We start from the raw sequence: 25,461 nt of genomic DNA, 5'->3' as shown, positions 1-25,461 counted from the left end.
CGGCAACGCGCCAGGCTTTTTTTGTTCTGGCGTTCTTCCGATCAGCTCTTGTGGCGCTGGAAGACGAGCGTCGCGTTGGTACCGCCGAAGCCGAAGGAATTCGACAGCACGGTGTCGATCTTTGCGTTGTCGATGCGCTTGCGGACAACCGGCACGCCCTCGAATTCCGGATCGAGCTCGGTGATGTGTGCGCTTTCGCCGATGAAGCCGGCCTGCATCATCAGGAGACCATAGATCGATTCCTGCACGCCGGCAGCACCCAGAGAGTGACCGGTCAGCGACTTGGTCGACTGGATATGCGGGATCTTGTCGCCGAAGACTTCGCGGATCGCGCCGATTTCCTTGCTATCACCCACCGGCGTCGAAGTGCCATGGGTGTTGATGTAGTCGACATCGCCCTTCACGGTGGACAGGGCCTGACGCATGCAGCGGATGGCGCCTTCGCCCGAGGGAGCGACCATGTCGTAGCCGTCGGAGGTGGCACCATAGCCGACGACTTCGGCATAGATCTTGGCGCCGCGAGCCTTGGCATGCTCCAGCTCTTCGAGAACCAGAACGCCGGCGCCGCCAGCGATGACAAAGCCGTCACGCGATACGTCATAGGCACGCGAGGCGCTCGACGGCGTGTCGTTATACTTCGACGACATGGCGCCCATGGCGTCGAAGAGGCTGGACATGGTCCAGTCGAGATCTTCGTGGCCGCCGGCAAAGACCATGTCCTGCTTGCCCCACTGGATCATCTCGTAGGCGTTGCCGATGCAGTGCGCCGAGGTCGAGCAGGCGGACGAGATCGAGTAGTTGACGCCGTGCAGCTTGAACCAGGTGGCAAGCGTTGCGGACGCCGTCGACGACATGGCCTTCGGCACGGCGAAGGGGCCGATGCGCTTCGGGCTGTTGTTCTGGCGGACGATATCGGCAGCTTCAACGATCTGCTTGGTCGATGGACCACCCGAACCCATGATGATGCCGACGCGCTCATTCTGCTGATAGTCGGCCTCTTCCAGACCGGCGTCCGCGATCGCCTGCTTCATGGCCACGTGGTTCCAGGCACCACCCTGGGACAGGAAACGCATGGCACGACGGTCGACCAGATCGGTCGGGTCCAGACCGGGCTTACCCCAGACCTGGCACTTGAAGCCGTGTTCGGCGAAATCGGGAGAAAAGGTGATGCCCGACTTGGCGTCGCGCAGCGATGCCGTGACTTCGGCGGCATCAGCACCGATGGAGGACACGATGCCAAGACCTGTTACTACAACCCGTCTCATCTCTCAGACCTTCTTTACAAACTTCAGGTGCGGACCGGGCCGGTTCAGGCCGCCTTGTCCTTCGACAGACCGACGCGCAGGTCGGATGCCTGGTAAATAGTCTCTCCATCGGCCTTCAACCAGCCATCGGCCGTGCCGAGAACCAGGCGACCGCGCATGACGCGCTTGAAGTCGATGCCGTATTCGAGAAGTTTCGTCTCGGGGCGCACCATGCCCTTGAATTTCACTTCGCCGGTGGACAGCGCCATTCCGCGGCCCGGTTCGCCGAGCCAGCCGAGGAAGAAGCCCGTTAGCTGCCACATGCCGTCAAGACCGAGGCAACCCGGCATGATCGGGTTGCCCTGGAAATGGCACGGGAAATACCAGTCATCGGGGCGCACGTCGTATTCCGCGCGGATATAGCCCTTGTCGAAGGCGCCACCGGTTTCGGAAATGTCGGTGATCCGGTGCACCATCAGCATGGGCGGCAGAGGGAGCTGCGCGTTGCCCTCGCCAAAGAGTTCACCGCGGCCGCAGGCGAGGATTTCGTCGTAGTTATAGCTGGATTGTCTCGTAACCATTTTTCTTCTTCTTCCCCCCTCTGCTTCAGATATCCGGGACCCATTAGAGCAAGACGGTGGCAAATTGAAGCCCCGCAGCCGCTCCGCCGGTTTCCTAGAGGCCTTGCCGGCCTCATCCTCATATCATCGTCGCATACAGGAAGGAAAAGGGCATCACCAGACCCGAAACATCAAAAACCGCCCGACGGCAGGCGTCACAAGGCTTCTCGTTACCGTATCTATTGAAAGAGCCTGATTTTGCAGCTATATCAACACGTGTGGATGCTCGTGCATGCCACGCAACGACTGGAGTGCGTCTTTGACGATGGCAACCTGCCAAACGGGTATCGAACTGAAACTGCGCCGCTCGGGCCTTCGCCCGACGAAGCAGCGCATTGCGCTGGCCGGCCTGCTGTTCGCAAAGGGTGACCGCCACCTGACCGTCGAAGAACTGCATGAAGAGGCGATCTCCGCCGATTTTCCGGTCTCGCTTGCGACCGTCTACAACACGCTGCACCAGTTCACCGAAGCAGGGCTGATCCGCGTTCTCGCGGTCGAAAGCTCCAAGACCTATTTCGACACGAATGTGTCCGACCATCACCATTTCTTCGTCGAAGGCGAGAACAAGGTGCTGGACATCCCGGTCAACAACATCAGCATCGACAATCTGCCGCCACCGCCGGAAGGCATGGAAATCGCGCATGTCGACGTTGTGATCCGGCTGCGCCCCAAGCAGGGCTGAAAGTCGTCCTCGACTCCCCTCACATGACCTCATCCGGATGCCGGCCCGGCTTGTGTTTGTAGGTCGGAAACGTCCATCCGAAGTACAGCGCGCCGCCGCGCAGCAGGAAGGCCGCGATCGCCCCCAGGGCCGACGCGACATAGAGCGGTGCGCCGAACTCGTGGGCACCCGTGAAAACCGCTGCCCCGACCAGCGCCGCCGTGATGTAGATCTCCGGCCGCAGCAGCACGGATGGCTCATTGGCCAGGAGATCGCGCAGCACACCGCCCAGACTTGCGGTCAGCGTGCCGGTCACGATCGCGATCGTCGGCGAGCCGGTCGCGGCCAGACCTTTTGCAGCACCCATCACGCAATAGGCCGACAGCCCGATCGCATCGAGCCATATCAACAGGCGGTAGCGCGATTCGACCATGTGGGCGGTGAAGAAGACGACGACGCCGATTGCACAGCAGATCAGGATGTAATCGGGGTTGAGAACCCAGTAGACGGGCACGCGACCGAGCACGATGTCGCGGACCGTGCCGCCGCCGAGCCCGGTCACAACCGCAAAGAACAAGAAGCCGATCATGTCGAGCTGCTTTCGCGACGCTGCAAGCGCGCCGGTGGCAGCAAACAGGGCAATCCCCGCATAGTCGAGATAAGACAGGAGCGACATGGCTTCTTTCCTCGCTGGAGCCTCCGGTCCGGGCGAGATTTGCCGCCGTTAAGGGTGAGGCAAGACGCAGCCGCTAGACTTCTCTTTCGTTCAGCACAGATTGCGATCCGGAGTCCAGACCGTGTCTTTCCTATTCCGCCTCCTCCTCGTTGTCGCGACCGGCATTTTCGCCATGCCCGCCTTCGCCCAGCAGGAACTGCTGACCGATCCCGAGATCTACGAGAAGAACCACTATGCCAAGCGTTGCGACGTGGTGCAGTATGGCGGCCGCTTCCTCGACCGGATCGACATCAACAATGACGGCCTCCAGGACGTCGTCACCAACAGCAGCGAAATCGTCTGCGACGGCGTGCGCGGTCCTGATTGCACGGCCGAAGGATGCCCCTTCAACTTCTATCTACAGGTGAAGGAAGGCGGCTACTTCATGATCGCCACGGCGCAGATGTATTCCTATGACTTCATCCAGCGCTTCGGCAACATGGTCTTCGTCCTGAAGATGCATCCCCGCTATTGCGAGCGGGAAGAGGGCCAGGAGTTCTGCGCCATGACGGTTCGCGTGCGTGGCACGACATTCTTTACGATCTCGAAAAAGTGACGTTTACGGCGCGGGAAAGACGTCGTCGATCCTGCCGAGAATTCGATAAGCGGCGAGCCCCACCCACTCGCGGACGGCTGTCGACATCTGCTGCGCGTTGAGGGTCGGCTGCGTGAAGTCGAGCGCGAAGGTCAGATTGCCGGCAGTGCGATAATCGACCGGCCAGGGGGCTACATCCACACCTGCCTTTCGAAACAGCCCGACTGAGCGTGGCATGTGGAAGGCAGACGTGATCAGCAGGCATTGCTCCAGATCGCGGCTGGACAGAAGTTCGCGACTGTTCTGGGCGTTTTCATCGGTGTTTCTGGATGTCGTTTCGGCTATGAGCCGGTCGCTTGATATCCCGAAAGCCTCGAAGAAACGGATCGATGCCGCAGCATCGCCCTCATAAACACCACTCAGGGATCCGTCGCCGCCAGACACGAGAATGCTTGCCTCGGGATATCGCATTGCGAGGCGCAGTGCCTCAACGAAGCGGTCGGCCGCCTGATTGAGATCCACACCGCCGCGCGCTGTCGTGACTTCGGTCTCGAAGGCGCCGCCGAGCACGATCATGCAAGATACACTTGCCGGATCTGCCGCCGGTTTGGAAAATCGAGCCTCCAAGCTTTGCAGCAGGACGGAGCCAAGGGTCGTGTAGAGGGTGAGGAACAGAATCAAAAGCGAGAGCGACAGGGCAGCAACGGCCAACCGGAGCCAGCGGAACCAGATCAAGGCCAGCGCGAGCAGCCCGAGCAGGAAAACGAGCGAGAGCGGCTGGATCGCATTCCAAAACAGTTTTGAAACCACAAACAATCTGCACTCTCCCGATCCGACTTTCCGCCTACGCCTGAAGCCATCAGACCTCAGGGAGGCCAGCTTCGCTCAAGGAGGCGTTACTAAACCCTCGTCCCACTGTCACCCATTTCGATTCTAAATTTTCCGGGAGGAAACCATGCGATTTGCCATCGACACCGTGGACGACTCCGGCAATGACCGCCTCTATATCGGTACGCCCGTGCATGTCAGCGACAACAATCTGCACCTGAAGCTTCGCGACGGAGAGGTGAAGCTCGACATCCGCAAGATCATCGACTGGTTCCAGATCGATCTCTCGGAGACGGGGGAACGGGTAGAGCTGTTTCGGCGGTGAGGGCTGAGGCAGCGCGGCCAGCGACACACGGTACGCGCTGCAGTCGCCAGACTTGAATAGTCGGCGTGGAACAGTCATCATATTCTCAATGGAAATTTGGTGGAGCTAAGCGGGATCGAACCGCTGACCTCTTGCATGCCATGCAAGCGCTCTCCCAGCTGAGCTATAGCCCCATCAGGGTGCCGGCTAATTTCCGGCTCCGGGAACCCGTTTGAAAGCACCGCTTCCGTCGGGGTGGCGGCTTGATACTTCCGGTAGTCGGAGATGGCAAGCCGAAAAATGAAAGCCCGGGCATTTTTTTAAGCCCGGGCTCGAAATCCTTGAAATATCAGACTTCGTCGTCGTCGCCGGTGACGCCGATCAGGCCGGTCATGTCATCGTCGTCATCGTCTTCGTCGGCTTCGAGGAAGGTGTCGTCGTCATCGCCGTCGATCTCGACGTCATCGTCGCCGATATCAGGGATGTCGTCGCCCGATGCCTCGTCGGCGTCCTCAAGGGATACGAGCTCGACATCCGTATTTTCGGTGTCGACTTCGGCGACTTCCTCTTCTTCAGCCTTCTCCATGATGGCTGCGACCGAGGTTTCCTCGAAATAGGAAAGCGGCCAGGACTTGTTCGTGTACGGCGACACGATCGGGTCCTTGTTCAGGTCGTAGAATTTCTTGCCGGTGTCGGGGCAAGTCCGTTTCGTTCCAAGTTCTGCCTTCGCCACTGTCAAAGCCTCATGAAGTCGTGAAGATTAAGGGCATGCGCCAAGCGCCCGGCGCGAGGCCGGCCAAACTGTAGTCGGTCCCCTTAATCGCTGATGCTCTTCCTGTCAAAGGCTATCTGCGCAGGTATTTTGGCAACCGGGGGTTCGCATGCTTCGCTTGGCAAGGGCTGCCAAGATTTGTATCAGCGATGGTATCAAAGACAGAGACAATGAGGACCGGATGATCATCGCCATCGACGGGCCGGCCGCCGCCGGCAAGGGGACGCTGTCGCGCCAGATCGCGGAGACCTACGGATTCCATCATCTCGACACGGGGCTCACCTATCGCGCAACGGCCAAGGCCCTGCTCGACGCCGGACTGCCCCTCGACGATGAAACGGTGGCAGAGCGCATGGCGCTTGCCGTGGAGCTCGCCGGGTTGGACCGCGACGTTCTTTCGGCGCACGAGATCGGCGAAGCGGCCTCGAAGATCGCAGTCATGCCGGCCGTGCGTCGCGCCCTCGTCGAGGCACAGCGCGCCTTCTCGAGGCGCGCGCCCGGCACTGTGCTCGACGGTCGCGATATCGGCACCGTCGTCTGCCCGGACGCTCCGGTCAAACTCTACGTGACGGCGTCGCCCGAGGTTCGCGCCAGACGCCGCCATGACGAGATCCTGTCGAAGGGCGGCAGCGCCGATTTCGACTCGATCTTCGCCGACGTGAAGAAACGCGATGAGCGGGACATGGGACGGGCCGACAGCCCATTGAAACCAGCTGAAGACGCGCACTTGCTAGATACTTCCGAAATGAGTATAGAGGCCGCATTCTTGGCGGCGAAGGCTCTCGTCGACGCTGCCCTGACGAAATGAAGTGACCAGGTTTCGGACAAGCCGAAGCCTGAGGGCCGACATCCAGTCCCCGCGCCGGAATTGCTCTTCTAAAAGAGCGGATCGGTTGTTGGCCAAGATCAACACTAGCCCCCGGCGCTCACGCATCCAGATGGATGCGACCAGGAGATTTCATGTCTGTTTCTACCCCGTCGCGTGAGGACTTTGCAGCCCTCCTCGAAGAATCCTTTGCCAAGACCGATCTGGCAGAAGGCTATGTTGCCAAGGGCATCATCACGGCCATCGAGAAGGACGTTGCCATCGTTGACGTCGGCCTCAAGGTCGAAGGCCGCATTGCGCTGAAGGAATTCGGTGCACGCGCCAAGGACGGCACGCTCAAGGTCGGCGACGAAGTCGAAGTTTACGTCGAGCGCATCGAAAACGCTCTCGGCGAAGCTGTTCTGTCGCGCGAAAAGGCTCGTCGCGAAGAAAGCTGGATCAAGCTCGAAGCCAAGTTCGAAGCTGGCGAGCGCGTTGAAGGCGTTATCTTCAACCAGGTCAAGGGCGGCTTCACGGTCGATCTCGACGGCGCCGTTGCCTTCCTTCCGCGTTCGCAGGTGGACATCCGTCCGATCCGCGACGTGACCCCGCTGATGCACAACCCGCAGCCCTTCGAAATCCTCAAGATGGACAAGCGTCGCGGCAACATCGTTGTTTCGCGTCGTACGGTTCTCGAAGAGTCGCGCGCCGAGCAGCGTTCGGAAATCGTGCAGAACCTCGAAGAAGGCCAGGTTGTTGACGGCGTCGTCAAGAACATCACCGATTACGGTGCGTTCGTTGACCTCGGCGGCATCGACGGCCTGCTGCACGTGACCGACATGGCATGGCGCCGCGTCAACCATCCTTCGGAAATCCTGTCCATCGGCCAGTCGGTCAAGGTTCAGATCATCCGTATCAACCAGGAAACGCACCGCATCTCGCTCGGCATGAAGCAGCTCGAGTCGGATCCGTGGGATGGCATCGCTGCCAAGTACCCGGTTGGCAAGAAGATTTCCGGTACCGTGACGAACATCACCGACTACGGTGCATTCGTCGAGCTGGAGCCGGGCATCGAAGGCCTGATCCACATCTCGGAAATGTCCTGGACGAAGAAGAACGTTCATCCCGGCAAGATCCTTTCGACCACGCAGGACGTCGACGTTGTCGTTCTGGAAGTCGATCCGTCCAAGCGCCGTATCTCGCTCGGTCTCAAGCAGACCCTCGAGAACCCGTGGCAGGCATTTGCCTTCAGCCATCCGGCCGGCACTGAAGTCGAAGGCGAAGTCAAGAACAAGACCGAGTTCGGCCTGTTCATCGGCCTCGAAGGCGACGTGGACGGCATGGTTCACCTCTCCGACCTCGACTGGAACCGTCCGGGCGAGCAGGTCATCGAAGAGTTCAACAAGGGTGACATGGTCAAGGCCGTCGTTCTCGATGTTGACGTCGAGAAGGAACGCATCTCGCTCGGCATCAAGCAGCTCGGCCGCGACGCTGTGGGCGAAGCCGCAACTTCGGGCGAACTGCGCAAGAACGCTGTCGTCTCGTGCGAAGTCATCGGCATCAATGATGGTGGCGTCGAAGTGAAGCTCGTCAGCCACGAAGACATCACGTCCTTCATCCGCCGCAACGACCTGGCCCGCGATCGTGACGATCAGCGTCCGGAGCGTTTCTCGGTTGGTCAGGTTTTTGACGCCCGCGTCACCAACTTCTCCAAGAAGGACCGCAAGGTCATGCTGTCGATCAAGGCTCTCGAGATCGCAGAAGAGAAGGAAGCCGTTGCTCAGTTCGGTTCGTCCGACTCGGGCGCTTCGCTCGGCGACATCCTGGGTGCTGCCCTGAAGAACCGCAACAACGACTAATCCTCGCTGTTCGCTGAATGCAAAGAACCCGCCGGGAGCGATCCCGGCGGGTTTTTCTTTGGTCTGGAGTATCAATTGAGACCGGCCATCCGCAGATAGAGTTCGTGAGCGGGCTCGGGCGGGGGCGGCAAAGGCGTCTCCGAAGGCGCCGGTAGTGCGGACAACTCCGCCACCGTGCTCTCCTGCATATACGTCTCCGCTGGTTCAGCGGCCGGGCGTTCGTCTTCGGGCATCACGACGTCTGCACCATCCTCGTCCCCATCGACAGCTTCGTCCCTGTCATCGTCCTCGGCATCCGTCTCCCCATCCCGATTGTCGGGATCCTCTTCTTCCTTCTCCTCGACGCGTTCGACGTCGAATTCGTCTTCCAGCTGGTACGGAATGAAGGGCAAGGGCATGCCTTCCCGCGCAATCGGAAACCTCGCCAGCGCCTGCTCCGGCAAGGGGATTGCTCCGGCCACTGGACGCTCTTCTGTCGTCTCCTTCAGGGCAGCATCCTGCATCCGCGCAAGCTGTTCAGCTGAATCGCCCGTTTCGTCGGATGACGCCAGCCGCACGGCAATTGTTGCCGTTGGTTGCGTTTCCAGGCTGGGAGCGATGCCGGGCCGGGCCGCGGCTTGCGGCAAGCTCGACAGGCTTTTCAGCTGCAGGAGTGTCCGAACGAAATCCGATTCGAGCAGTTCGGCGAGCCAACCCGCCGACATCGGTGGTACGGGCTTCGCCTGCGCCGGCACGGCGATCACCGGCATGGCTGTGGCAGACGCAGCGGAGGTCGGCGTCTGGCGATCCGGGGTGCCGATACCAGCAGGAGCCCGTTCTTCCGGCTGTCTGGCGCCGCCGCTTGCTAGCATGGGCAGCCTTTGGCCACTTTCGGCTTGCGTGGCCGGGCTGCCGGTGGGCGATAACGACAGACCTGTGAACGGTGCCGTTCGGCTCGTCTGCGGTTCCATCCCGGCCTTCTGCAGTGGGTGGCTTGCGCCGGTCGCCACCTGCAAACTTTCGGGTCGACCGGACGCAATACCGAGGCCCGGCATGGAGCCGGATGGCGTTGCCGTTGTGGGTCGACCGGAGCGCGTCACATCCATGTCTGGACGCTGCGGCGGACCGGCATTCGCGGCGCGCACTTCGGCATTGCCTTTGGCCTCGGCTGGCGTGTTCAGAGGTCTGTTTTGCCCGGCTGCCGTCTGTTCGGTGCGCTGGGAGTCGTTCGGCGCACCTCCGACATCATTTGCGGCCAAGGGACGGCTGACGCTCTGAGCCGTCGGGCGGGCCTCTCCAGCCGCTTCGCGATAGGATGAGATGACCGAGCGTGTTGCTCCATCCCTGTCCGACTGGCGATAGAGTTCGAGATAAAGTGCCAGAGTTGCGCGTTCCGGGCCTGACGGGGCGGCCATGGCCGCCAGCAATGTGCGCAACTGTAGTCCGGCAAACGACTGGTTCAGAAGCTTCTGCAGCTTCAGGCGATCAGCGGCTGGCAGTGCCGCGATGCCTTCGATCAAGCGACCCATGTAATCGCCAGGTGTCTCGTCGGAGCGCCGCTCGATCTTCAAGGCTGCGCCGAGAACGTCTGCCAGAACCGAAAGACTCTGAGACATGCGCTCCGGGCCCGACAGGAGCATGATGTTCAACTGGCCCGCGATTGCAGAGTTCTGGTTGATGGGCGTCGGCGCTGGTGGTGGGGCAAGCGCTGTGGCGCGAGAGCCGGCCGGTTGTTCCGGTCGCGGCTTCGCATCGGTGGCAGACGCGTAGGACGCAGGGGACGCAAGGACTGGAGGAAGCATGGCAACCTCTCCGGTTCTGGTGCCTTGGGACAAGAGTTTCGGGGAACGTCAGTAGCCGAGCCACGGCTGCCGATCCCGATCCGCAATCCTTGCCTGATTTGGTTAATGAACTACTAAGGCGCAATTTTCACGGGCGACACCAGCCTCGCGCATTGATTGGCATACACGATGGGCGAGGCGGCGCACTGTCGCCGATTCGATCCAACACGGACGCAGGCATGACACGCAATCTCCTCCTGAACACCGACAGCTACAAGCTTGGCGTCTTTCTGCAATATCCGAAGGACACGCGGGCCGTCAGCGCCTTTGTCACCACGCGGGGAAACTCTTTCCGTCCCGAGGTGATGTTCTTCGGCCTGCAGATGTTCCTGAAGGACTATCTGTCGACGCCGATCACCCGTGGCGACATCGAGGAAGCAGAAGAGATTGCGCGAGCCCATGGCCAGCCGTTCGACCGCAAGGGCTGGGAGCATATCCTGAATGCGCACGGCGGCATGTTGCCCCTGCGCATCGAGGCACTGCCGGAAGGCGCCGCGATCCGTCGGGGGGTGCCCGTCATGCAGGTGGTCAATACCGATCCTCTCGTGCCGTGGCTCACCTCCTATATGGAGACCGCATTGCTCCGCGCCGTGTGGTATCCGTCAACGGTCGCGACGACCGCCTGGCGCATCCGGATGGCGATACAGCCCTTTCTGGACAGGACGACTGATGATCCGGCCGGGCTGCAACCGAGCCGGATCAGCGACTATGGTTGCCGCAGCACGTCCAGCGTCGAACAGGCTGCGATCGGAGGCGCAGCCCATCTCGTGCACTTCCACAGCTCTGATTCGCTTCCCGCCATTCTGCAGGCACGCCGCTTCTACAAGGCCTCAATGCCTGCCCATTCGATCCCGGCGGCCGAACATGGAACGATCATTGCCTGGGGTCAGGAGCATGAGACGGAAGCCTATTCCAACATGATCGACAATTTCGCGAGTTTCGGCGGTTATTCCGTTGTCTCGGACAGCTTCGATCTGCACAACGCGGTCTCCGAGATCTGGGGCAAGAAGCTGCAGACAAAGGTGCGCGCGGCCGGTGGCGTGCTCGTAGTCCGCCCGGACAGCGGCGATCCGATCGATACCCCGGTCCAGGTCGTGGCCCAACTCGCCTACGCCTTTGGTACGCGCCTGAACGGCAAGGGCTTCAAGGTGATCGATGGCAATGTCCGGGTGATCCAGTCGGACGGCGTTTCGATCCAGGATATTCAGATGATCCTCGGCCGGCTCGAAGGCATGGGTTTCTCTACCGAAAACATATCATTCGGCATGGGATCGGGCCTGCTGCACAAGATCAATAGGGACACGATGTCCTTCACAATGCGCACCAGCGCCGTTCAGGACGATGGGGGCCGATGGCATCCGGTCGTGCGCCGCCCATCCAATCCGCAGGAAAAGGTATCGATGGCCGGCCGTGTGGCTGCGATCACTGACGGCTACGACATCATGCCTATCCCGCTGGAAGACCTCGGAAAGCGCCCCAACCTGTTGCAGCCGGTCTGGCAGGACGGGGAGCTTCTGGTGGACTGGAGTCTGGATGAGATCCGGGCCAGGGCAACGGCCGCCAGCCTGCCGCGCTAGCTCAGTCGACGAGACGCATGAACCGCGGATAGAGGCCAGCCTCGTCTGAGGGGACCGGAACACGCTCGCCAAAGGCCTCTTCGGAGCGGCTGCGCTCGTCGACGATGAATGCGTCCAGCCAGTTGGCAGGCGCATAACGCGGCCCCTGGTCTTCAGTGTCGGCTTGTTCCGCAGGCGCTTCGATCAGATCCATGTCATAGCTGGATGAATTACGCGATACAGAGTCGAGGAGAATGCTGGCTGCTTCCGTCATGGTCGCCTGATCAACGCCTTATGTGCAACGAGCAACTTGAAAGGCCCGCCGCGTTACCGATTTCCTATGCGGGGATCATGCGAAGTCTCGGTTAACGAAACCTTGGCGAAATAGGCAGAGCTCCCCTCAAATCTCACCGATGAGAAGATCTAGCTATGAGCTTCAAACCACCGGCCTCCCTCCTGTCGCCAGGGCTTCGAGACAGCGTCACGCCGCTCGACCTGGAACTGGCCAGTGAGAAAGCCGATGCCTTGGGGCGAGCTGGCCGAAAGACCGAAGACGCTCTCAAGACGCTTGCTGGCGCGCGCGGCCTGGACGAGGCCCCGATCGAGGCCTTGCTCTATGCAGCAGCTGACGCGGTATTCGGATTGATGGTCCAACGGGAGCTATGCGGTTTGCGAAACCAGGGCGACATGATCCGGCGTTATGCCATCCCGGCCGATGTCATGTCCCGGGTCGGCATTGTCAGGCGCGACTGAGGCGGCCAGACGGATCAGCTATGCGCGAAGATATCGGTTTCTTCCCAGCCGAGGAGATCGAGCTTGGACCGGGTGGGAAGGAATTCGAAGCAAGCCTTGGCATGTTCCATCCGGTCGTCGCGCAACAGGCGCTGCGTGAGCTTGTCGCGCAGGGCATGCAGATGAAGGACATCGGAGGCCGCATATTCGAGCTGGGCCTGACTGAGTGTCTCGGCCGCCCAGTCAGACGATTGCTGCGCCTTTGAGATATCGACCTCGAGCAGTTCCTTGAGATTGTCCTTGAGGCCGTGCCGATCGGTGTAGGTTCGGGTCAAGCGGGAGGCAATCTTGGTGCAGAAGACATTGGTCGTCGTCACGCCGAAGGTGTGAAACAGGACCGCGATATCGAAGCGACCATAATGGAAGATCTTCTGACGGGCCGGGTCCGCGAGCATCGCCACGAGGCTGGGCGCTTCCTTTTGGTTCTTGGCGATCCGAATCACGTCGGCAGTTCCGTCACCGAAAGAAAGCTGGACGACGCAGAGACGATCGCGGCGCGGGACGAGGCCGAGGGTTTCCGTATCGATCGCGATGGCGTCGACATAGCGGCTAGCGGCCTCGGACGAAATGTCCCCCTCGTGATAGCGGATCGTCGTCATCGGTTGCTCCAGAAGTCTGATGTTGTCCCTGCCCGCTATAGACCAAAGCACATCCGCGCACCATCCCGCGCCGGGCCGGGCCACTCAAAGCGGTCACAGCCTTGTGATAGATGCATGAGAAACTGCTAAGCAGGGTAGAGATTTGCTCAATTGCTACGCAAATGCGGTTTCGTTTTCTGAAAAACGCACCAATGCGAAAGATACGAAAGCGTGTCGATGCAAAAGTCGCAGCAGCGCGTTGCCGCTTGAATCTTGAGCCATGCATTAAACGCACTGCTGCGTTGCAACAAGCGCGCTTGGCAGAATCGAGTGCCGTGGATATAACCAAAGCATCGAAGCGGCGCACTCCTCCTCCCAGTGCCGCTCGGTAGGATCGGCAATACTCCTCCTCCTCCCAATTGCCGATCAAGTTTAAGAGCCTGGCGCATCCTCCTCCCGCGCCAGGCTCTTTTCGTTTCCGGATCCCCCTGCAGATTTAGACTCGCCTGACCGCCAAGCGACAGTTCCGCTTGATGGCGTGGGGCACAGGCCCATATAACGCCATCTGTTCGCGAGACCCCAGGAGGCATGCATGACGGTAAAGTTCGGTACGAGCGGTTTGAGAGGGCTTTCGACAGATCTCGTTGGCTCGGTTTCAGCACTTTATGCGACCGCCTTTGCACGGCACATGCTGGAAAGCGGGGCGCTGAAGCCTGGATCGCCTGTTGTCGTCGGCCGCGACTTTCGTCCGTCGAGCCCGGAAATCTCTTCCACGATCATGGCCGCGATGAAACGCCTTGGCCTTGAACCGATCGATTGTGGCACCATCCCAACCCCGGCGCTCGCGCTCTATGGTGCCTCGATCGGGGCGGCCGGCATCATGGTCACCGGCTCTCATATTCCGGCCGACCGCAATGGCATCAAATTTTACCGCCCCGATGGAGAGGTCAACAAGAGCGACGAGGAGGCGATCACCCGTCTCGCAGCCACATTGAAAAACGATGCAGACGCCAACAAGGTCGAGGCCGGTTCCGGTACGCCTGGCGAGGCAGAGGCGACACAGCTCTTCATCGACCGCAATCTCGGCATCCTTGCGCCCGATGCGCTGAAGGGAAAACGGATCGGCATCTACCAACACAGCTCGGTCGCCCGCGACATGCTGGTCACGGTTTTCGAGCACTGCGGAGCAACCGTGTTTCCGCTGGGGCGCTCGGAGCAGTTCATTCCCGTCGACACCGAGGCAGTATCGCCGGATACCGTCACCCAACTTGCGCATTGGAGCGACGAACTTGCTCTTGACGCGATCCTCTCGACGGATGGCGACGGGGACCGGCCGCTTGTGGCCGACGAACATGGCAGGCCGCTGCGCGGCGATCTGCTCGGCCTGATCGTTTCCCGCTTTCTCAAGGCGAAGGTTGTAGCAACGCCTGTCACATCGAATTCCGGCCTCGAGCAGGATGGCGGCTTTGCCGTGCATCGCACACGCGTCGGCTCGCCTTTTGTCATTGCTGCTATGGAGGACGCGCTGTCGGCTGGAGAAGCCGGCGTGCTCGGTTTCGAGGCGAATGGCGGTCTGATGCTCGGCTCCGACTTCACCATCGGTGACAAGACGATCGCGGCATTGCCGACGCGCGACAGTTTCCTGCCGGCGCTGGCCGTGCTCGGAACTGCCGGGGAACGCGGCCTGTCGCTATCTGGGCTCGTCGAAGACTTCAATCTGCCGGTGGCACTCAGCGACCGCTTGGAGAATTATGCCAGCGAGCGCAGCGGGTCTCTCATGGCGCATCTCCGGGAATCCGGCGACCATCTGTCGGCTTTCCTCAGCCCAATCGGTGCCGTCGACAGCGTCAGCGACATCGACGGACTGCGGGCAACGCTGGCCGACGGCCGGGTCATCCACTTTCGCCCCTCGGGCAATGCGCCGGAAATGCGCTGCTATGTCGAAGCCGCGAACAAGGAAGACGCAGAGCAGCTGCTGAAGCAGGGGCTTTCGTTGATCGAGGGCTGGACGGTCTGAACCGAGCCCCTCCGCGGGGCGTATTGGTCATGAGATCAAGCAAGAGGATATCATGACCAAGATTGCCTGGATTACGGGTTCCAGCACCGGCATTGGCCGCGCGCTCGCCGAACGCCTGCTTCGAGACGGATACCGGATCGCCGTCAGCGCTCGCAGTGTCGATGCGCTCGCGTCGCTCTCCGCCAGCCATCCCGGTAAAGTCGGCGTCTACCCGCTCGATGTCACCGACCCCGCAGCCGTCAAGCAGGCATTTGCGGCGATCGAGAGCGAAATGGGCCCGGTCGATCTCGCCGTCTTTGCGGCCGGCTCCTACACACGCGACTACGCCGAGGACTTTGACAGCGAGCGGACCCGCCAGATGTTCGAACTCAACGTGCTCGGCACCGCCTCGTGCCTGGAAACGGTGATGCCCGCGATGATCGCGCGGCGCCGCGGACATATCGCCGTCGTGGCCTCCGTATCGGGCTATGTCGGGCTGCCGGGTGCTGCGACCTATGGCGCAACGAAAGCCGCGCTCAACGTGATGTGCGAGGCGCTCTATCCCGAGCTCGAGCGTCACGGCGTGAAGATGACCATCATCAACCCGGGTTTCGTCGACACCCCGCTGACCAAGAAGAACGACTTCCCGATGCCCTTCCTCGTTTCTTCAGAGGAAGCAGCCGACACGATCGCCAGGGGGCTGGCCAAGGGCAAGTTCGAGATTATTTTCCCCTGGAAGATGGCGCTCGCGATCCGTTTCCTGCACGCCCTGCCCCACGCGCTGCGTTTTGCGCTCACGCGCAAGATGCTCCGGCCGAAGGGCTCTTGACCGGAGCACAAACTGCAAATGTGGAAACCCTGACGTTCAGGCTGGCTTGTCCAGCCTGAACTGCACGACGTCGATGCGACCGAAGCGGAAGCCAACTGCACAATAGTGCAGGTAGAGACGCCACATCCGGTAGAAGCGGCGGTCGAAACCGAGCGGCTCGATCTTCTGCCAATTGGCCGTGAAAGCGCTGTCCCAGGAAATCAGAGTACGGTCGTAATCGCGGCCAAATCGGAAGCGATCGCCGACCTTCAGGCCTGCAGCCTCAGCGTCCCGCTCGAAAACGGTCACGGAGGGCAGCATGCCGCCGGGGAAGATATAGGTCTGGATGAAATCAGCGCTGCGGCGATAATAGTCGAAGCGGCTCTCATCAATGGTGATGGTCTGGATCAGCGCCTGCCCGCCGTCGACCAGCAGGTTCTGCACGGCCTTGAAATAAACCGGCCAGTTTTCTTCACCCACCGCCTCGAACATCTCGATCGAAACGATCTTATCGTATTGCCCGCGACAATCGCGGTAATCCTCGAGCCTGATATCGACCCTGTCGGCGAAACCGGCCTTATCGAGCCGCTCGCGGGCGAATTTCGCTTGCTCTGTCGACAGCGTCAGTCCGGTAACCCTGCAGCCGGTCTTGCGGATAGCATGTTCGGCGAAGCCGCCCCAACCGCAGCCGATTTCCAGGACATGGTCCTCGGGACCGATCTTCAACTCGTCGACGATGCGGGCGTATTTCGCCTCCTGAGCATCGGCAAGGCTCATGCTGGGGGCGCTGTAGAGCGCGGAGGAATAGGTCATGGTGCGGTCCAGCCAAAGGCCGTAGAACGCATTGCCGAGATCGTAGTGATAGGCGATGTTTCGCCGGCTACCCTTTTTCGAGTTGCGGCGCAGCTTGTGCCGCAAGCGGGCGAGCGTCATGAAGATGGAGGAAGACGCCAGAACGCGGCCGAGCTGTGCCTCATTGGCGAGGGCGAGTTCGAGCACGGCGCCAATGTCGGGCGAGTCGAGATCGCCATCGATATAGGCCTGAGCAAAACCGAGAGTGCCATTCGTTAGTATCCGAAGGACCGGGCTCGCATTGCGGACACACAAGACGGCATTCGGGCCAGGATTGGCTCCGATCGCGACATGTTCACCATAGCCTTCGAACTGAAGTGTGAGGCGGCCCACGGCGATCCGGTCGGCCCAGCGGCACATCATGCGCTGCCAGAATGTGAGAGAGCTAACCACAGGGTGCATTTCCTGCTCAGCGTGACTCATGACTTGTTCATCCCATTCTGCACGACGATCGTTGAGGCTATCTTGGCTGCGGCTGGCTTGTGTCGGTAGATCGGAACGCCCTTCCACCAAAGCTTCAACGCCTCCCAGTGAATGCCCCCCATCACTTTGAGGGTCATCAAAGGATACTTCAGCAACATGTGCAACAAACCTTTGTCTGACAAAGGACGGCGCCGGCCGGAAAAAGTTGCAAACAAAAGTGGCCCTTCCGGATCGCTCTCGCCGATGTTGATGGCCACATCATCCGTCGGCGGGCTGATACGGAAATTGTATTGGCAGTTCATCGGCATGAATGGCGAGACATACATCTCTTTTGCGCAACTGTGGCGCAGGATACCGTTCTCTTCGGCCTCGACCGGGATCACATAGGTGTGGCGCTCGTTGAAGGTGTTGCAGACCTCGTAGAGGACTGCGGCAAGCTCACCTTCGGCGCGATAGCAGAAAAACACCGTGATCGGATTGAAGACATAGCCGAAGATCCGGGGGTAGCAGAGCATATGGATCTTGATGCCATCAGCCTCCACTCCGGCCGCGGCCAGGCGTTCCTCGACCCAGGCTCTCAGTTCGCCGGTTCGGCCATTGCCGTGGTCGGCATCATGCACCGAATAGAGTGCGGCCTTGTTGTAACCGAACAGACGCAGGCTTTGGTTCAACTTGTCGATCTCATCCAGGTCGACCAAAAGCGAAAACACGCTATAGCGCAGGCTGTGCTTCTTGGGCCGACTGCGGGCATGCAGCACATGCCCGGCATAGATTGCAGAGTTCAGCTTCATTCCGCCGCCTCAAGCTGGCGACCAATCACGATGCGACCCGATTCATTTTCAACCGACCAGGGACGACGGACGCCGCCGAGCGCTTCGGCGACGGCGAGCCCCGCCTGCAGGCCATCCTCATGAAACCCGCTGCCGAAATAGGCGCCGCAGAACCACGTATTGCGGCGGCCCTGAAGCTGCCAGATACGGCGCTGGGCGCGAATTGCGGCCACATCGAAGAGCGGATGTTCGTAGTTGAACGTCTTGATGATCTTGGCCGGATCGATCGGACGGCAGGGATTGAGCGTGACGAAGAGAGGCGTTGCCGGATCCAGCGACTGCAGCTTGTTCATCCAGTAGGTGACGCAAAGAGTTTCGCCGGAACCCGCCTGTTTCTCCGCCACATAGTTCCAGCTTGACCAGACCGACTTGCGCTTCGGCATCAAAGTCTCGTCCGAATGCAGAACGGCGAGATTCGGTGTGTACTGGAAGGACTCGAGGATCTCGATCTCCTCACTGTCAGCGTCCTCCAGAAGATCGATGCTCTGGTTTGCATGGGTGGCGAGAACGACGTCATCAAAGACTTCCACGCCTCCATGCACGTCGGTCACCTGAACGCCGGCAATGCCACGGCGGACACCCGTGACAGCCGTGCCAAGGCGCACTTCGCCGCTGAAATCGGCAAGAATGCGGGCTACATATTCGCGGCTGCCGCCCTTCACCGTGCGCCACTGCGGACGGTCCTTGAGCACAAGCAATCCATGGTTTGCGAAGAAGCGGATGAAGGCGTGCAGCGGATAAAGCCGCATCTCCGAGGCCGTGGTCGACCAGATTGCAGCGCCCATCGGCAGGAGATGATCCTCGATGAAGGAAGGCGAATAATCGGCGGATGCGAGATAGTCGCCGAGCGACACGCCTTCGAGTTCACGACGCTCGAGAAGCCGGGGGGCTTCCTTGTAGAAGCGAAGAACGTCCTTCACCATGCGCCAGAAGCGCGGACGAAAGATATTCGACTTCTGCCCCAAGAGCCCCGAGAGCCCCGAACCCGAATATTCGAAGGCGCCACCGCCGAGAGAGGCGGCAAAAGACATGTTCGACGGCAGGGTTGGCACATCGAGATGCTCGAAAAGCTTCACGAGATTGGGGTAGTTGCGGTCGTTGTAAACGATAAAACCAGTGTCGACGGGGATGTCTTTCTGGGCTCCGGGGGCGATCACCGTATTCGAATGGCCACCCGGGCGGCTCTCGGTTTCATAGAGAACGACATCTGCGCTCTTTGAAAGCAGCCAGGCGGATGAGAGGCCCGAAATCCCCGATCCGATGACCGCGATCCTGCGTTTACCGCCGGATGCGGCCTTCGTCATACCAGTGTCCATTTCCCGCCCTTTGCCACATCTCAATTCAATCTGTTTGTCGCTGATTACGCAAAGCAAATCTGAATGGATTGATCGCGGCGAATAAATTCACAGGCAGTGATCCGAGCCGAGAACCGCGGCGTAGACCGCTGCATGATGAACGCGATACACATCTCGGCAGATGCGTGCCACAATGACCCCGGGCGAAGTGCACGGCAAAAGGTCGTTGCGTCGCTCAAACGAGGGAAAAAAAGCGTTTCGATGACCGAGTCGGTGGAAGAACTGGACCAGCGTAACTTCTCGCAGCTTTTGGCCGCCGTCGGCCGCGATAGAGACATCGAAGCCTTCGAGACGATTTTCAAATTCTATGGTCCGAAGGTGCGTGCCTATATGGCGAAGCTTGCCCGTGACGGGCAGGCGGCCGAAGAGCTGATGCAAGAGACAATGCTTGCGGTCTGGAACAAGGCCGAGCAGTTCGACCCCACAAGGGGAAATGTATCGAGCTGGATCTTCACCATCGCCCGTAACCAACGCATCGACGCATTCCGCCGCGAGAGGCGTCCAACCTTTGACCCGTCCGATCCGGCCTTCGTGCCGGACGACGTGCCACCGGCCGATGTCGAATTCGAAGGCAAACAGGAGGCTGATCGCCTTCGGCGCGCCATGGAAACCCTACCACCCGAACAGCTCGAACTCCTCAAAATGTCATTCTACAGAGAAGCATCCCACAGCACGATTGCAGCCGAACTCGGACTGCCGATGGGGACCGTGAAATCGCGTATACGCCTCGCTTTCGCAAAGCTGCGCGCAGCATTGGAGGAGCGGGCATGACCCTCCACGTTCAACACCATATCAGCGACGAGCTTCTGCTCGATTACGCGACAGGAAACCTGGCCGAAGGCTGGAGCATTGCCGTTGCAACGCATCTGGCGCTATGCCCCTCATGCCGCGACCGCCTTTCCTTCATGGAGCATACCGGCGGTCAGTTGCTCGAGGCGACCGAGGTGACCGCCGAGGACGCAGCCGCGACAGACAGCTGGTCGGCCATCAAGGCGAAGCTCAAGTCGCAGGGAACGGCGCGGCTCGCTGCGGCAAAGCCGGTTGCCACGCCGACCGATCTTCCGGTCCTTCCGGAGCCGCTGCGCTCCTATCTCGGCGGTGACGTCGAGGCCCTGAAATGGAAGGCCCTTGGCCGCGGCGCCTATCATATCCCGATCAAAACGGGGGATACCGAGAGCCAGGTACGCCTCCTGAAGATTCCGGCGGGCAAGCCGGTTCCGGAGCACTCGCATGGCGGTCGCGAACTGACGCTGGTGCTCAAAGGCGCCTTCACCGATGGTGAGACCGTGTTCAAACGCGGGGACATCGAGGAAGCCGACGAGACGCTGACGCATCAGCCGGTGGCGACACCGGACGAGGATTGCATTTGTCTTGCGGTCACCGATGCGCCGCTGAAGTTCAAGAGTTTGCTTGTCCGACTGGTTCAGCCGGTTCTTGGAATTTGATGGGAGGCCGGGTTGATGCCCGGCCTGAGGGGGAAGACAAATGCCTTACGTGATCGCCTACATCTCCACGGCCGTTGTTTTCTTCGCCATCGACTATCTCTGGCTGACTCGAATTGCGATCGGCTTTTATCGCGAACATATCGGCAGCCTGCTGCTGGCGACCCCCAACTTCGCGGCCGCCGGGATTTTCTATCTCTTCTACGTGGTCGGACTTGTCTATTTTGCGGTTATGCCGGCCGTGTCCGCTGGAAGCATCGTCACCGCATTGTTCAACGGGGCGCTCCTTGGACTGCTTGCCTACGGCACCTACGACATGACCAATCTCGCCACGCTGAAGGGCTGGTCGCTGCAGGTCAGCCTCGTCGACATGGCCTGGGGTGCGTTTCTCTCGGCAACCGCTTGTGCTGCAGGTTATCTCGCTGTTTCGCGCTTTACGCAGTGAGTGCTGGAAGGGCGTCTTCGGGCGCCCTATGTTCTCGGCATGATCAAGCCGGACCTTCTTCTCCATCCAACACCTGGCGGGCTATATTGTCCGCTGGGTGATTTTTTTGTCGATCCGGTGCGGCCTGTCGATAGGGCGCTGATCACCCACGGACATTCCGACCACGCCCGCTCCGGCCACACACACGTTCTCGCCACACGGCAAACCCTCGACATCATGGCGATACGCTACGGCGAGGACTTTTGCGGCACATCACAGAGTGCGACTTTCGGAGAGACGATATCGGTCAACGGCGTTACCGTCCGCTTTCATCCGGCAGGCCATGTGCTGGGCTCCGCGCAGATCGAGATCGAAGCGCAGGGCACACGCATCGTCGTCTCAGGCGACTACAAGCGTGGCGCGGATCCGACCTGCGCGAGTTTCGAGCCGGTGCCCTGTGATGTCTTCATTACCGAAGCCACCTTCGGACTACCGGTCTTCCACCATCCAGACCCACGCCTCGAGATCCAGAAGCTGCTGACCTCTCTGCAGCAATTTCCGGAACGCAGCCACCTGATCGGGGCTTATGCGCTTGGCAAGGCACAACGCGTGATTTCACTCATTCGGCGCGGCGGTTACGACAAGCCGATCTACATCCACGGCTCGATGGCCCGGCTCTGCGACTATTACACAGAACAGGGCGTGGAACTCGGCGAGCTTCGCCCGGCGACGACCGAGGACAAGAAGTCCGGCGCTTTCAAGGGCGCCGTGGTGATCGGTCCACCCTCTGCCTTCAACGATCGCTGGGCACGGCGCTTCGAGGATCCCATCGCCATCTTTGCGTCCGGCTGGATGATGGTGCGGCAGAGGGCGAAACAGCGCGGCGTGGAACTGCCGCTGGTCATTTCCGATCACTGCGATTGGCCAGAACTTCTGGACACGATCCGCGAGGTCGGGCCGCAGGAGGTCTGGGTTACCCATGGGCGTGAAGAAGCGCTGGTGCGGTGGTGCGAGCTTGAGGGTATCAAGGCACGGCCGCTGCATCTCGTCGGCTACGAAGACGAGGGAGACTGAGATGAAGGCCTTTGCCCGCCTCCTTGATCGCCTCGTGCTGACGCCCAGCCGCAACGGCAAGCTGACGCTGCTCGTCGACTATTTCCGGCAGACGCCCGATCCGGATCGCGGCTATGCGCTGGCCGCGCTCACCGACGGGCTCGACATCAAGGGCGTGAAGCCGGCGCTGCTGAAGGAATTGGTGCTGGAGCGGATGGACCCGATCCTGTTCCAGTATTCCTATGACTATGTGGGTGACCTTGCCGAGACAATCTCGCTGGTCTGGGAGACGCAGGCGCCGGAAGCCGAGGTCAAGGCCGATCTCGAAAGCCTGGCAAAGATCGTCGAACGCCTCCAGCGTCTGGGGCGCAACGAGACGCGCGCTGTCATGCGCGACCTCTTCGACAGGCTCGATACGTCGGAGCGGTTCGCCCTGATCAAGCTCGTCACAGGGGGTCTCCGGATCGGGGTCTCGGCGCGGCTGACGAAACAGGCGCTGGCACTCTATGGCGACAAGGACATCGTCGATATCGAGGGCCTCTGGCACGGGCTGAAGCCGCCATATACGGAACTGTTTGCGTGGCTGGAGGATCGGATCGAGAAGCCTATTCTGTCGACGCCGGCAATCTTCCATTCGGTGATGCTGTCCACGCCGATCGAGGACAGGGATCTGCCGAATCTGGATCCAAACGACTTCGCGGCCGAATGGAAATGGGATGGAATCCGGGTGCAGTTGTCCTGCTCCGGAGGCAGGAGCCGGCTCTATTCGCGCTCGGGGGACGACATCTCCGGCGCCTTCCCCGATATCGTCGAGGCGGCCCAGTTCGAGGGCGTGATCGACGGCGAACTGCTCGTCGGCGGGACGTCGCGGACCAATGCGCCGACACGCACCTTTTCGGACCTGCAGCAGAGGCTCAATCGCAAGACGGTGACCGCCAAGATGCTGGAAGATTATCCGGTCTTCATCCGCGCCTATGACATTCTCTTCGATGGCGAAGCCGATGTGCGGCCCGAGACTTTCCTCACACGCCGCGAACGTTTGAGCGCGCTGGTCGAGCGACAGCCGCCGCGGCGGTTCGATCTCTCGCCGCTTGTCCCCTTCTCCACTTGGGAGGAGCTGGAGCAGTTGCGCGCCGTGCCACCCGATCCTGTGATCGAAGGGGTGATGCTAAAGCGGCTGGACAGCAGCTATCAGGCCGGACGCGCCAAGGGGCCGTGGTTCAAGTGGAAACGCGACCCGATGAATGCTGATGCCGTCCTGATGTATGCGCAGCGCGGCCATGGCAAACGCTCCAGCTACTATTCCGACTTCACCTTCGGTGTCTGGACGGCGATCCCCGGCGAAGGGGATGTGCTGGTGCCCGTCGGAAAGGCTTATTTCGGCTTCACCGATGAGGAACTCGAAGTGCTCGACCGCTTCGTACGCAACAATACGGTGGAGCGCTTCGGCCCGGTCCGGAGTCTTCGGGCAGAACCCGAGCATGGCTTTGTCGTCGAGGTGGCCTTTGAGGGGCTGGCGCGGTCGACCCGGCATAAATCCGGGATCGCGATGCGGTTTCCCCGCATCGCGCGGCTCAGGCAGGACAAGCTGCCGAAGGATGCCGATCGCCTGGAGACGCTGGTCGCGATGCTCTGACGGCTAGCGTCTCCGGGGCTAGCGCGTGGTCAGGCAGCGGGAGACGCTATCCTGCCAGCCGGCAATCGCGGCCTCCCGTTCGCTGACATCCATGCCGGGCTCGAAGCGGCGGTCACGCTTCCAGGTCGCGGCAAAGCCCTTCTGGTCAGGCCAGAGGCCGGCGCGGGAGCCGGCAAGCCAGGCGGCTCCGAGAACCGTTGTTTCCAGCACGACAGGACGATCGACGGGGGCGGCCAGGATGTCGGCGAGGCGTTGCATCGTCCAGTCCGACGCCACCATGCCGCCATCGACGCGGAGCACCGTCTTCGACGCGCTGCCGTTCCAATCTTTCTTCATCGCCTCCAGCAGGTCGTGGGTCTGGTAGGCGACGCTTTCGAGCACGGCGCGGGCAAATTCGGCTGGACCCGTGCCACGCGTCAGTCCAAAGATCGCACCGCGGGCATCGGCATCCCAATGGGGTGCGCCGAGACCGGTGAAGGCCGGCACGAGATAGACGCGCTGATGCGGATCGGCCTGGCTGGCCAGCGCATCCGTTTCCGAAGCGACCTTCACGAAGCCCATCTGGTCGCGCAACCACTGGACGGCCGCACCGGCGATGAAGATCGAGCCTTCAAGGGCGTAAGTTGTCTCGCCATTCAGGCGATAGGCGATGGTGGTGAGCAAGCGGTTCGACGAGGCGACACGATCGCGGCCGGTGTTCAGCAGCGCAAAGCAGCCTGTGCCATAGGTGGACTTCATCATGCCGGGCTCGAAGCAGGCATTGCCGATGACGGCGGCCTGCTGGTCTCCGGCGACGCCGAGGATCGGGATTTCAGCGCCGAGCACGGCAGCATCCGTAATGCCGAAGTCATCGGCGCAGTCCTTGACCTCCGGCAGCATGGCGCGCGGGATTTCCAGAATAGAGAGGAGTTCGTCGTCAAAACGGTTTTCGCCGATGTCATAGATCAGGGTGCGCGAGGCATTCGTCGCGTCGGTCGCGTGAACCTTGCCGCCGGTCAACTTGTAGATAAGCCAGCTATCGACCGTGCCGAAGCAGATCTCGCCTTTCTCGGCGCGGGCCTTCAGACCGTCGGTATTCTTCAAGAGCCAGGAGAGCTTGGTGCCGGAGAAATAGGGATCCAGCAGCAAACCGGTCTTTTCGGTGAAGAGCGGCTCGAGGCCCTTGTGCTTGAGTTCGTCGCAGAAGCGAGCCGTGCGGCGGTCCTGCCAGACAATCGCACGGTGTACCGGCTGACCGGTCTCTCGGTCCCAGACGACGACGGTTTCGCGCTGGTTGGTGATGCCGATCGCGGTCACATCGCCGATCTTGATCTTGGCGGTGGCAACCGCCTTTTCGATGGTGGCAAGCACAGTCTGCCAGATCTCGTCCGCATCATGCTCGACCCAGCCGGAATCCGGGAAATGCTGGGTGAACTCCTGCTGGGCGACGCCGACGATATGCATCTCGTGATCGAAGATCATCGAGCGCGTCGAGGTCGTTCCTTGGTCGATGGCCAGAATGTAACCGCTCATTACGGCGAAACTCCTTAAGTGAAGAAGCCGGGGCGTAGTTG

26 protein-coding genes and 1 tRNA gene are annotated in these 25,461 nt (G+C 60.8%); 14 read left to right on the top strand and 13 right to left on the bottom strand.

Annotated features, from left to right (window positions below; all coding sequences use genetic code 11):
* Positions 1-41: 41 nt before the first annotated feature.
* Positions 42-1,265, bottom strand: a complete 1,224-nt coding sequence (gene fabB / locus ACQKP1_RS00365) for a beta-ketoacyl-ACP synthase I (protein ID WP_427273773.1) — start codon at positions 1,263-1,265, stop codon at positions 42-44.
* 44 nt (positions 1,266-1,309) lie between these two features.
* On the bottom strand, positions 1,310-1,825 hold the full coding sequence (gene fabA, locus ACQKP1_RS00360) for a 3-hydroxyacyl-[acyl-carrier-protein] dehydratase FabA (protein ID WP_054149380.1): 516 nt from the start codon (positions 1,823-1,825) through the stop codon (positions 1,310-1,312).
* A gap of 304 nt (positions 1,826-2,129) precedes the next feature.
* On the opposite strand from fabA, the gene irrA reads away from it, so the two are divergent.
* Complete coding sequence (gene irrA / locus ACQKP1_RS00355) at positions 2,130-2,546, top strand: iron response transcriptional regulator IrrA (protein ID WP_006725267.1); 417 nt, start codon at positions 2,130-2,132, stop codon at positions 2,544-2,546.
* A 19-nt stretch (positions 2,547-2,565) separates the two neighbouring features.
* Here the strand turns inward: irrA and ACQKP1_RS00350 are convergent, their stop codons facing one another.
* Entirely contained in the window at positions 2,566-3,201 is a 636-nt protein-coding gene (locus ACQKP1_RS00350) for a trimeric intracellular cation channel family protein (RefSeq protein ID WP_203018975.1), read from the bottom strand.
* Positions 3,202-3,373: 172 nt separating this feature from the next.
* Between ACQKP1_RS00350 and ACQKP1_RS00345 the strand changes: the two genes are divergently transcribed.
* Positions 3,374-3,796, top strand: coding sequence for a hypothetical protein (locus ACQKP1_RS00345; RefSeq protein ID WP_427276366.1), 423 nt, complete (start codon positions 3,374-3,376; stop codon positions 3,794-3,796).
* A 3-nt stretch (positions 3,797-3,799) separates the two neighbouring features.
* Here ACQKP1_RS00345 and ACQKP1_RS00340 read toward each other — a convergent pair whose 3' ends face one another.
* Complete coding sequence (locus tag ACQKP1_RS00340) at positions 3,800-4,591, bottom strand: YdcF family protein (protein ID WP_427273772.1); 792 nt, start codon at positions 4,589-4,591, stop codon at positions 3,800-3,802.
* A gap of 139 nt (positions 4,592-4,730) precedes the next feature.
* Between ACQKP1_RS00340 and ACQKP1_RS00335 the strand changes: the two genes are divergently transcribed.
* Positions 4,731-4,928 (top strand): hypothetical protein, encoded by a 198-nt coding sequence (locus tag ACQKP1_RS00335; RefSeq protein WP_203018973.1) that lies wholly within the window; start codon positions 4,731-4,733, stop codon positions 4,926-4,928.
* A 97-nt stretch (positions 4,929-5,025) separates the two neighbouring features.
* Here ACQKP1_RS00335 and ACQKP1_RS00330 read toward each other — a convergent pair.
* Positions 5,026-5,101, bottom strand: a tRNA-Ala gene (locus tag ACQKP1_RS00330).
* 155 nt (positions 5,102-5,256) lie between these two features.
* Positions 5,257-5,640: a TIGR02300 family protein gene (locus ACQKP1_RS00325; protein ID WP_112247016.1), complete on the bottom strand. Its 384-nt coding sequence runs from the start codon at positions 5,638-5,640 to the stop codon at positions 5,257-5,259.
* Between the two features lie 220 nt (positions 5,641-5,860).
* Between ACQKP1_RS00325 and cmk the strand changes: the two genes are divergently transcribed.
* Both cmk and rpsA read left to right on the top strand, forming a co-directional pair.
* Positions 5,861-6,487 (top strand): (d)CMP kinase, encoded by a 627-nt coding sequence (gene cmk, locus ACQKP1_RS00320; protein ID WP_203018971.1) that lies wholly within the window; start codon positions 5,861-5,863, stop codon positions 6,485-6,487.
* Positions 6,488-6,639: 152 nt separating this feature from the next.
* Positions 6,640-8,343: a 30S ribosomal protein S1 gene (gene rpsA / locus ACQKP1_RS00315; protein ID WP_203018969.1), complete on the top strand. Its 1,704-nt coding sequence runs from the start codon at positions 6,640-6,642 to the stop codon at positions 8,341-8,343.
* 71 nt (positions 8,344-8,414) lie between these two features.
* Here rpsA and ACQKP1_RS00310 read toward each other — a convergent pair whose 3' ends face one another.
* Positions 8,415-10,124: a hypothetical protein gene (locus ACQKP1_RS00310; protein ID WP_427273771.1), complete on the bottom strand. Its 1,710-nt coding sequence runs from the start codon at positions 10,122-10,124 to the stop codon at positions 8,415-8,417.
* A 218-nt stretch (positions 10,125-10,342) separates the two neighbouring features.
* Here ACQKP1_RS00310 and ACQKP1_RS00305 point away from each other — a divergent pair, with 218 nt between their 5' ends.
* Entirely contained in the window at positions 10,343-11,740 is a 1,398-nt protein-coding gene (locus tag ACQKP1_RS00305) for a nicotinate phosphoribosyltransferase (protein ID WP_427273770.1), read from the top strand.
* 1 nt (position 11,741) lies between these two features.
* Here the strand turns inward: ACQKP1_RS00305 and ACQKP1_RS00300 are convergent, their stop codons facing one another.
* Positions 11,742-11,993 (bottom strand): hypothetical protein, encoded by a 252-nt coding sequence (locus tag ACQKP1_RS00300; RefSeq protein ID WP_427273769.1) that lies wholly within the window; start codon positions 11,991-11,993, stop codon positions 11,742-11,744.
* Positions 11,994-12,148: 155 nt separating this feature from the next.
* On the opposite strand from ACQKP1_RS00300, the gene ACQKP1_RS00295 reads away from it, so the two are divergent.
* The gene (locus ACQKP1_RS00295; RefSeq protein ID WP_427273768.1) at positions 12,149-12,472 is read left to right on the top strand and encodes a DUF6665 family protein; all 324 of its coding nucleotides are present in this window, start codon (positions 12,149-12,151) and stop codon (positions 12,470-12,472) included.
* Positions 12,473-12,486: 14 nt separating this feature from the next.
* Here ACQKP1_RS00295 and ACQKP1_RS00290 read toward each other — a convergent pair whose 3' ends face one another.
* A complete protein-coding gene (locus tag ACQKP1_RS00290) occupies positions 12,487-13,110 on the bottom strand; it encodes a ribonuclease D (protein WP_427273767.1) in 624 nt (207 codons plus the stop codon).
* Between the two features lie 571 nt (positions 13,111-13,681).
* On the opposite strand from ACQKP1_RS00290, the gene ACQKP1_RS00285 reads away from it, so the two are divergent.
* Together ACQKP1_RS00285 and ACQKP1_RS00280 are read left to right on the top strand one after the other, a co-directional pair.
* On the top strand, positions 13,682-15,106 hold the full coding sequence (locus ACQKP1_RS00285) for a phosphomannomutase (RefSeq protein ID WP_427273766.1): 1,425 nt from the start codon (positions 13,682-13,684) through the stop codon (positions 15,104-15,106).
* Positions 15,107-15,158: 52 nt separating this feature from the next.
* Positions 15,159-15,914 carry an SDR family NAD(P)-dependent oxidoreductase gene (locus ACQKP1_RS00280; protein WP_203018960.1) on the top strand — a complete coding sequence of 252 codons (756 nt, stop codon included), beginning with the start codon at positions 15,159-15,161 and terminating at the stop codon, positions 15,912-15,914.
* A gap of 36 nt (positions 15,915-15,950) precedes the next feature.
* On the opposite strand, the gene ACQKP1_RS00275 is transcribed toward ACQKP1_RS00280, so the two are convergent.
* From ACQKP1_RS00275 to ACQKP1_RS00265, 3 genes are read right to left on the bottom strand one after another with little or no spacing between them, the layout of a single operon-like run.
* Positions 15,951-17,168, bottom strand: a complete 1,218-nt coding sequence (locus ACQKP1_RS00275; protein ID WP_427273765.1) for a class I SAM-dependent methyltransferase — start codon at positions 17,166-17,168, stop codon at positions 15,951-15,953.
* Positions 17,165-17,959: a DUF1365 domain-containing protein gene (locus tag ACQKP1_RS00270; RefSeq protein ID WP_006725283.1), complete on the bottom strand. Its 795-nt coding sequence runs from the start codon at positions 17,957-17,959 to the stop codon at positions 17,165-17,167. The genes ACQKP1_RS00275 and ACQKP1_RS00270 overlap by 4 nt, the downstream gene beginning before the upstream one ends.
* Positions 17,956-19,302 carry an NAD(P)/FAD-dependent oxidoreductase gene (locus ACQKP1_RS00265; RefSeq protein WP_427273764.1) on the bottom strand — a complete coding sequence of 449 codons (1,347 nt, stop codon included), beginning with the start codon at positions 19,300-19,302 and terminating at the stop codon, positions 17,956-17,958. The genes ACQKP1_RS00270 and ACQKP1_RS00265 overlap by 4 nt, the downstream gene beginning before the upstream one ends.
* Positions 19,303-19,554: 252 nt before the next feature.
* Between ACQKP1_RS00265 and ACQKP1_RS00260 the strand changes: the two genes are divergently transcribed.
* Genes ACQKP1_RS00260 through ACQKP1_RS00240 form a run of 5 tightly spaced genes read left to right on the top strand, consistent with a single transcriptional unit; the run spans position 19,555 to position 23,908 of the window.
* Entirely contained in the window at positions 19,555-20,124 is a 570-nt protein-coding gene (locus tag ACQKP1_RS00260; RefSeq protein ID WP_006725285.1) for a sigma-70 family RNA polymerase sigma factor, read from the top strand.
* Positions 20,121-20,798: a ChrR family anti-sigma-E factor gene (locus tag ACQKP1_RS00255; protein ID WP_427273763.1), complete on the top strand. Its 678-nt coding sequence runs from the start codon at positions 20,121-20,123 to the stop codon at positions 20,796-20,798. The genes ACQKP1_RS00260 and ACQKP1_RS00255 overlap by 4 nt, the downstream gene beginning before the upstream one ends.
* A 40-nt stretch (positions 20,799-20,838) precedes the next feature.
* Complete coding sequence (locus ACQKP1_RS00250) at positions 20,839-21,240, top strand: DUF2177 family protein (protein ID WP_054149362.1); 402 nt, start codon at positions 20,839-20,841, stop codon at positions 21,238-21,240.
* Between the two features lie 39 nt (positions 21,241-21,279).
* The gene (locus ACQKP1_RS00245; protein ID WP_427273762.1) at positions 21,280-22,293 is read left to right on the top strand and encodes a ligase-associated DNA damage response exonuclease; all 1,014 of its coding nucleotides are present in this window, start codon (positions 21,280-21,282) and stop codon (positions 22,291-22,293) included.
* Position 22,294: 1 nt separating this feature from the next.
* Entirely contained in the window at positions 22,295-23,908 is a 1,614-nt protein-coding gene (locus ACQKP1_RS00240; protein WP_427273761.1) for a cisplatin damage response ATP-dependent DNA ligase, read from the top strand.
* 18 nt (positions 23,909-23,926) lie between these two features.
* Here ACQKP1_RS00240 and glpK read toward each other — a convergent pair whose 3' ends face one another.
* A complete protein-coding gene (gene glpK, locus ACQKP1_RS00235) occupies positions 23,927-25,420 on the bottom strand; it encodes a glycerol kinase GlpK (protein ID WP_427273760.1) in 1,494 nt (497 codons plus the stop codon).
* Between the last annotated feature and the right edge of the window lie 41 nt (positions 25,421-25,461).

Source organism: Allorhizobium sp. NPDC080224 (assembly GCF_050281005.1).
Taxonomy (GTDB): Bacteria; Pseudomonadota; Alphaproteobacteria; order Rhizobiales; family Rhizobiaceae; genus Allorhizobium.
The sequence above is the reverse complement of the archived record's forward strand: the minus strand, read 5'-3'. Positions and strand labels throughout refer to the sequence as shown.

Excerpts from the sequence above, each read along its gene's own strand:
- fabB (WP_427273773.1), bottom strand. The coding sequence starts at position 1,265 with ATGAGACGGGTTGTAGTAACAGGTCTTGGCATCGTGTCCTCCATCGGT.
- fabA (WP_054149380.1), bottom strand. The coding sequence starts at position 1,825 with ATGGTTACGAGACAATCCAGCTATAACTACGACGAAATCCTCGCCTGC.
- irrA (WP_006725267.1), top strand. The coding sequence starts at position 2,130 with ATGGCAACCTGCCAAACGGGTATCGAACTGAAACTGCGCCGCTCGGGC.
- ACQKP1_RS00350 (WP_203018975.1), bottom strand. The coding sequence starts at position 3,201 with ATGTCGCTCCTGTCTTATCTCGACTATGCGGGGATTGCCCTGTTTGCT.
- ACQKP1_RS00345 (WP_427276366.1), top strand. The coding sequence starts at position 3,374 with ATGCCCGCCTTCGCCCAGCAGGAACTGCTGACCGATCCCGAGATCTAC.
- ACQKP1_RS00335 (WP_203018973.1), top strand. The coding sequence starts at position 4,731 with ATGCGATTTGCCATCGACACCGTGGACGACTCCGGCAATGACCGCCTC.
- cmk (WP_203018971.1), top strand. The coding sequence starts at position 5,861 with ATGATCATCGCCATCGACGGGCCGGCCGCCGCCGGCAAGGGGACGCTG.
- rpsA (WP_203018969.1), top strand. The coding sequence starts at position 6,640 with ATGTCTGTTTCTACCCCGTCGCGTGAGGACTTTGCAGCCCTCCTCGAA.
- ACQKP1_RS00310 (WP_427273771.1), bottom strand. The coding sequence starts at position 10,124 with ATGCTTCCTCCAGTCCTTGCGTCCCCTGCGTCCTACGCGTCTGCCACC.
- ACQKP1_RS00305 (WP_427273770.1), top strand. The coding sequence starts at position 10,343 with ATGACACGCAATCTCCTCCTGAACACCGACAGCTACAAGCTTGGCGTC.
- ACQKP1_RS00300 (WP_427273769.1), bottom strand. The coding sequence starts at position 11,993 with ATGACGGAAGCAGCCAGCATTCTCCTCGACTCTGTATCGCGTAATTCA.
- ACQKP1_RS00295 (WP_427273768.1), top strand. The coding sequence starts at position 12,149 with ATGAGCTTCAAACCACCGGCCTCCCTCCTGTCGCCAGGGCTTCGAGAC.
- ACQKP1_RS00290 (WP_427273767.1), bottom strand. The coding sequence starts at position 13,110 with ATGACGACGATCCGCTATCACGAGGGGGACATTTCGTCCGAGGCCGCT.
- ACQKP1_RS00285 (WP_427273766.1), top strand. The coding sequence starts at position 13,682 with ATGACGGTAAAGTTCGGTACGAGCGGTTTGAGAGGGCTTTCGACAGAT.
- ACQKP1_RS00280 (WP_203018960.1), top strand. The coding sequence starts at position 15,159 with ATGACCAAGATTGCCTGGATTACGGGTTCCAGCACCGGCATTGGCCGC.
- ACQKP1_RS00275 (WP_427273765.1), bottom strand. The coding sequence starts at position 17,168 with ATGAGTCACGCTGAGCAGGAAATGCACCCTGTGGTTAGCTCTCTCACA.
- ACQKP1_RS00270 (WP_006725283.1), bottom strand. The coding sequence starts at position 17,959 with ATGAAGCTGAACTCTGCAATCTATGCCGGGCATGTGCTGCATGCCCGC.
- ACQKP1_RS00265 (WP_427273764.1), bottom strand. The coding sequence starts at position 19,302 with ATGACGAAGGCCGCATCCGGCGGTAAACGCAGGATCGCGGTCATCGGA.
- ACQKP1_RS00260 (WP_006725285.1), top strand. The coding sequence starts at position 19,555 with ATGACCGAGTCGGTGGAAGAACTGGACCAGCGTAACTTCTCGCAGCTT.
- ACQKP1_RS00255 (WP_427273763.1), top strand. The coding sequence starts at position 20,121 with ATGACCCTCCACGTTCAACACCATATCAGCGACGAGCTTCTGCTCGAT.
- ACQKP1_RS00250 (WP_054149362.1), top strand. The coding sequence starts at position 20,839 with ATGCCTTACGTGATCGCCTACATCTCCACGGCCGTTGTTTTCTTCGCC.
- ACQKP1_RS00245 (WP_427273762.1), top strand. The coding sequence starts at position 21,280 with ATGATCAAGCCGGACCTTCTTCTCCATCCAACACCTGGCGGGCTATAT.
- ACQKP1_RS00240 (WP_427273761.1), top strand. The coding sequence starts at position 22,295 with ATGAAGGCCTTTGCCCGCCTCCTTGATCGCCTCGTGCTGACGCCCAGC.
- glpK (WP_427273760.1), bottom strand. The coding sequence starts at position 25,420 with ATGAGCGGTTACATTCTGGCCATCGACCAAGGAACGACCTCGACGCGC.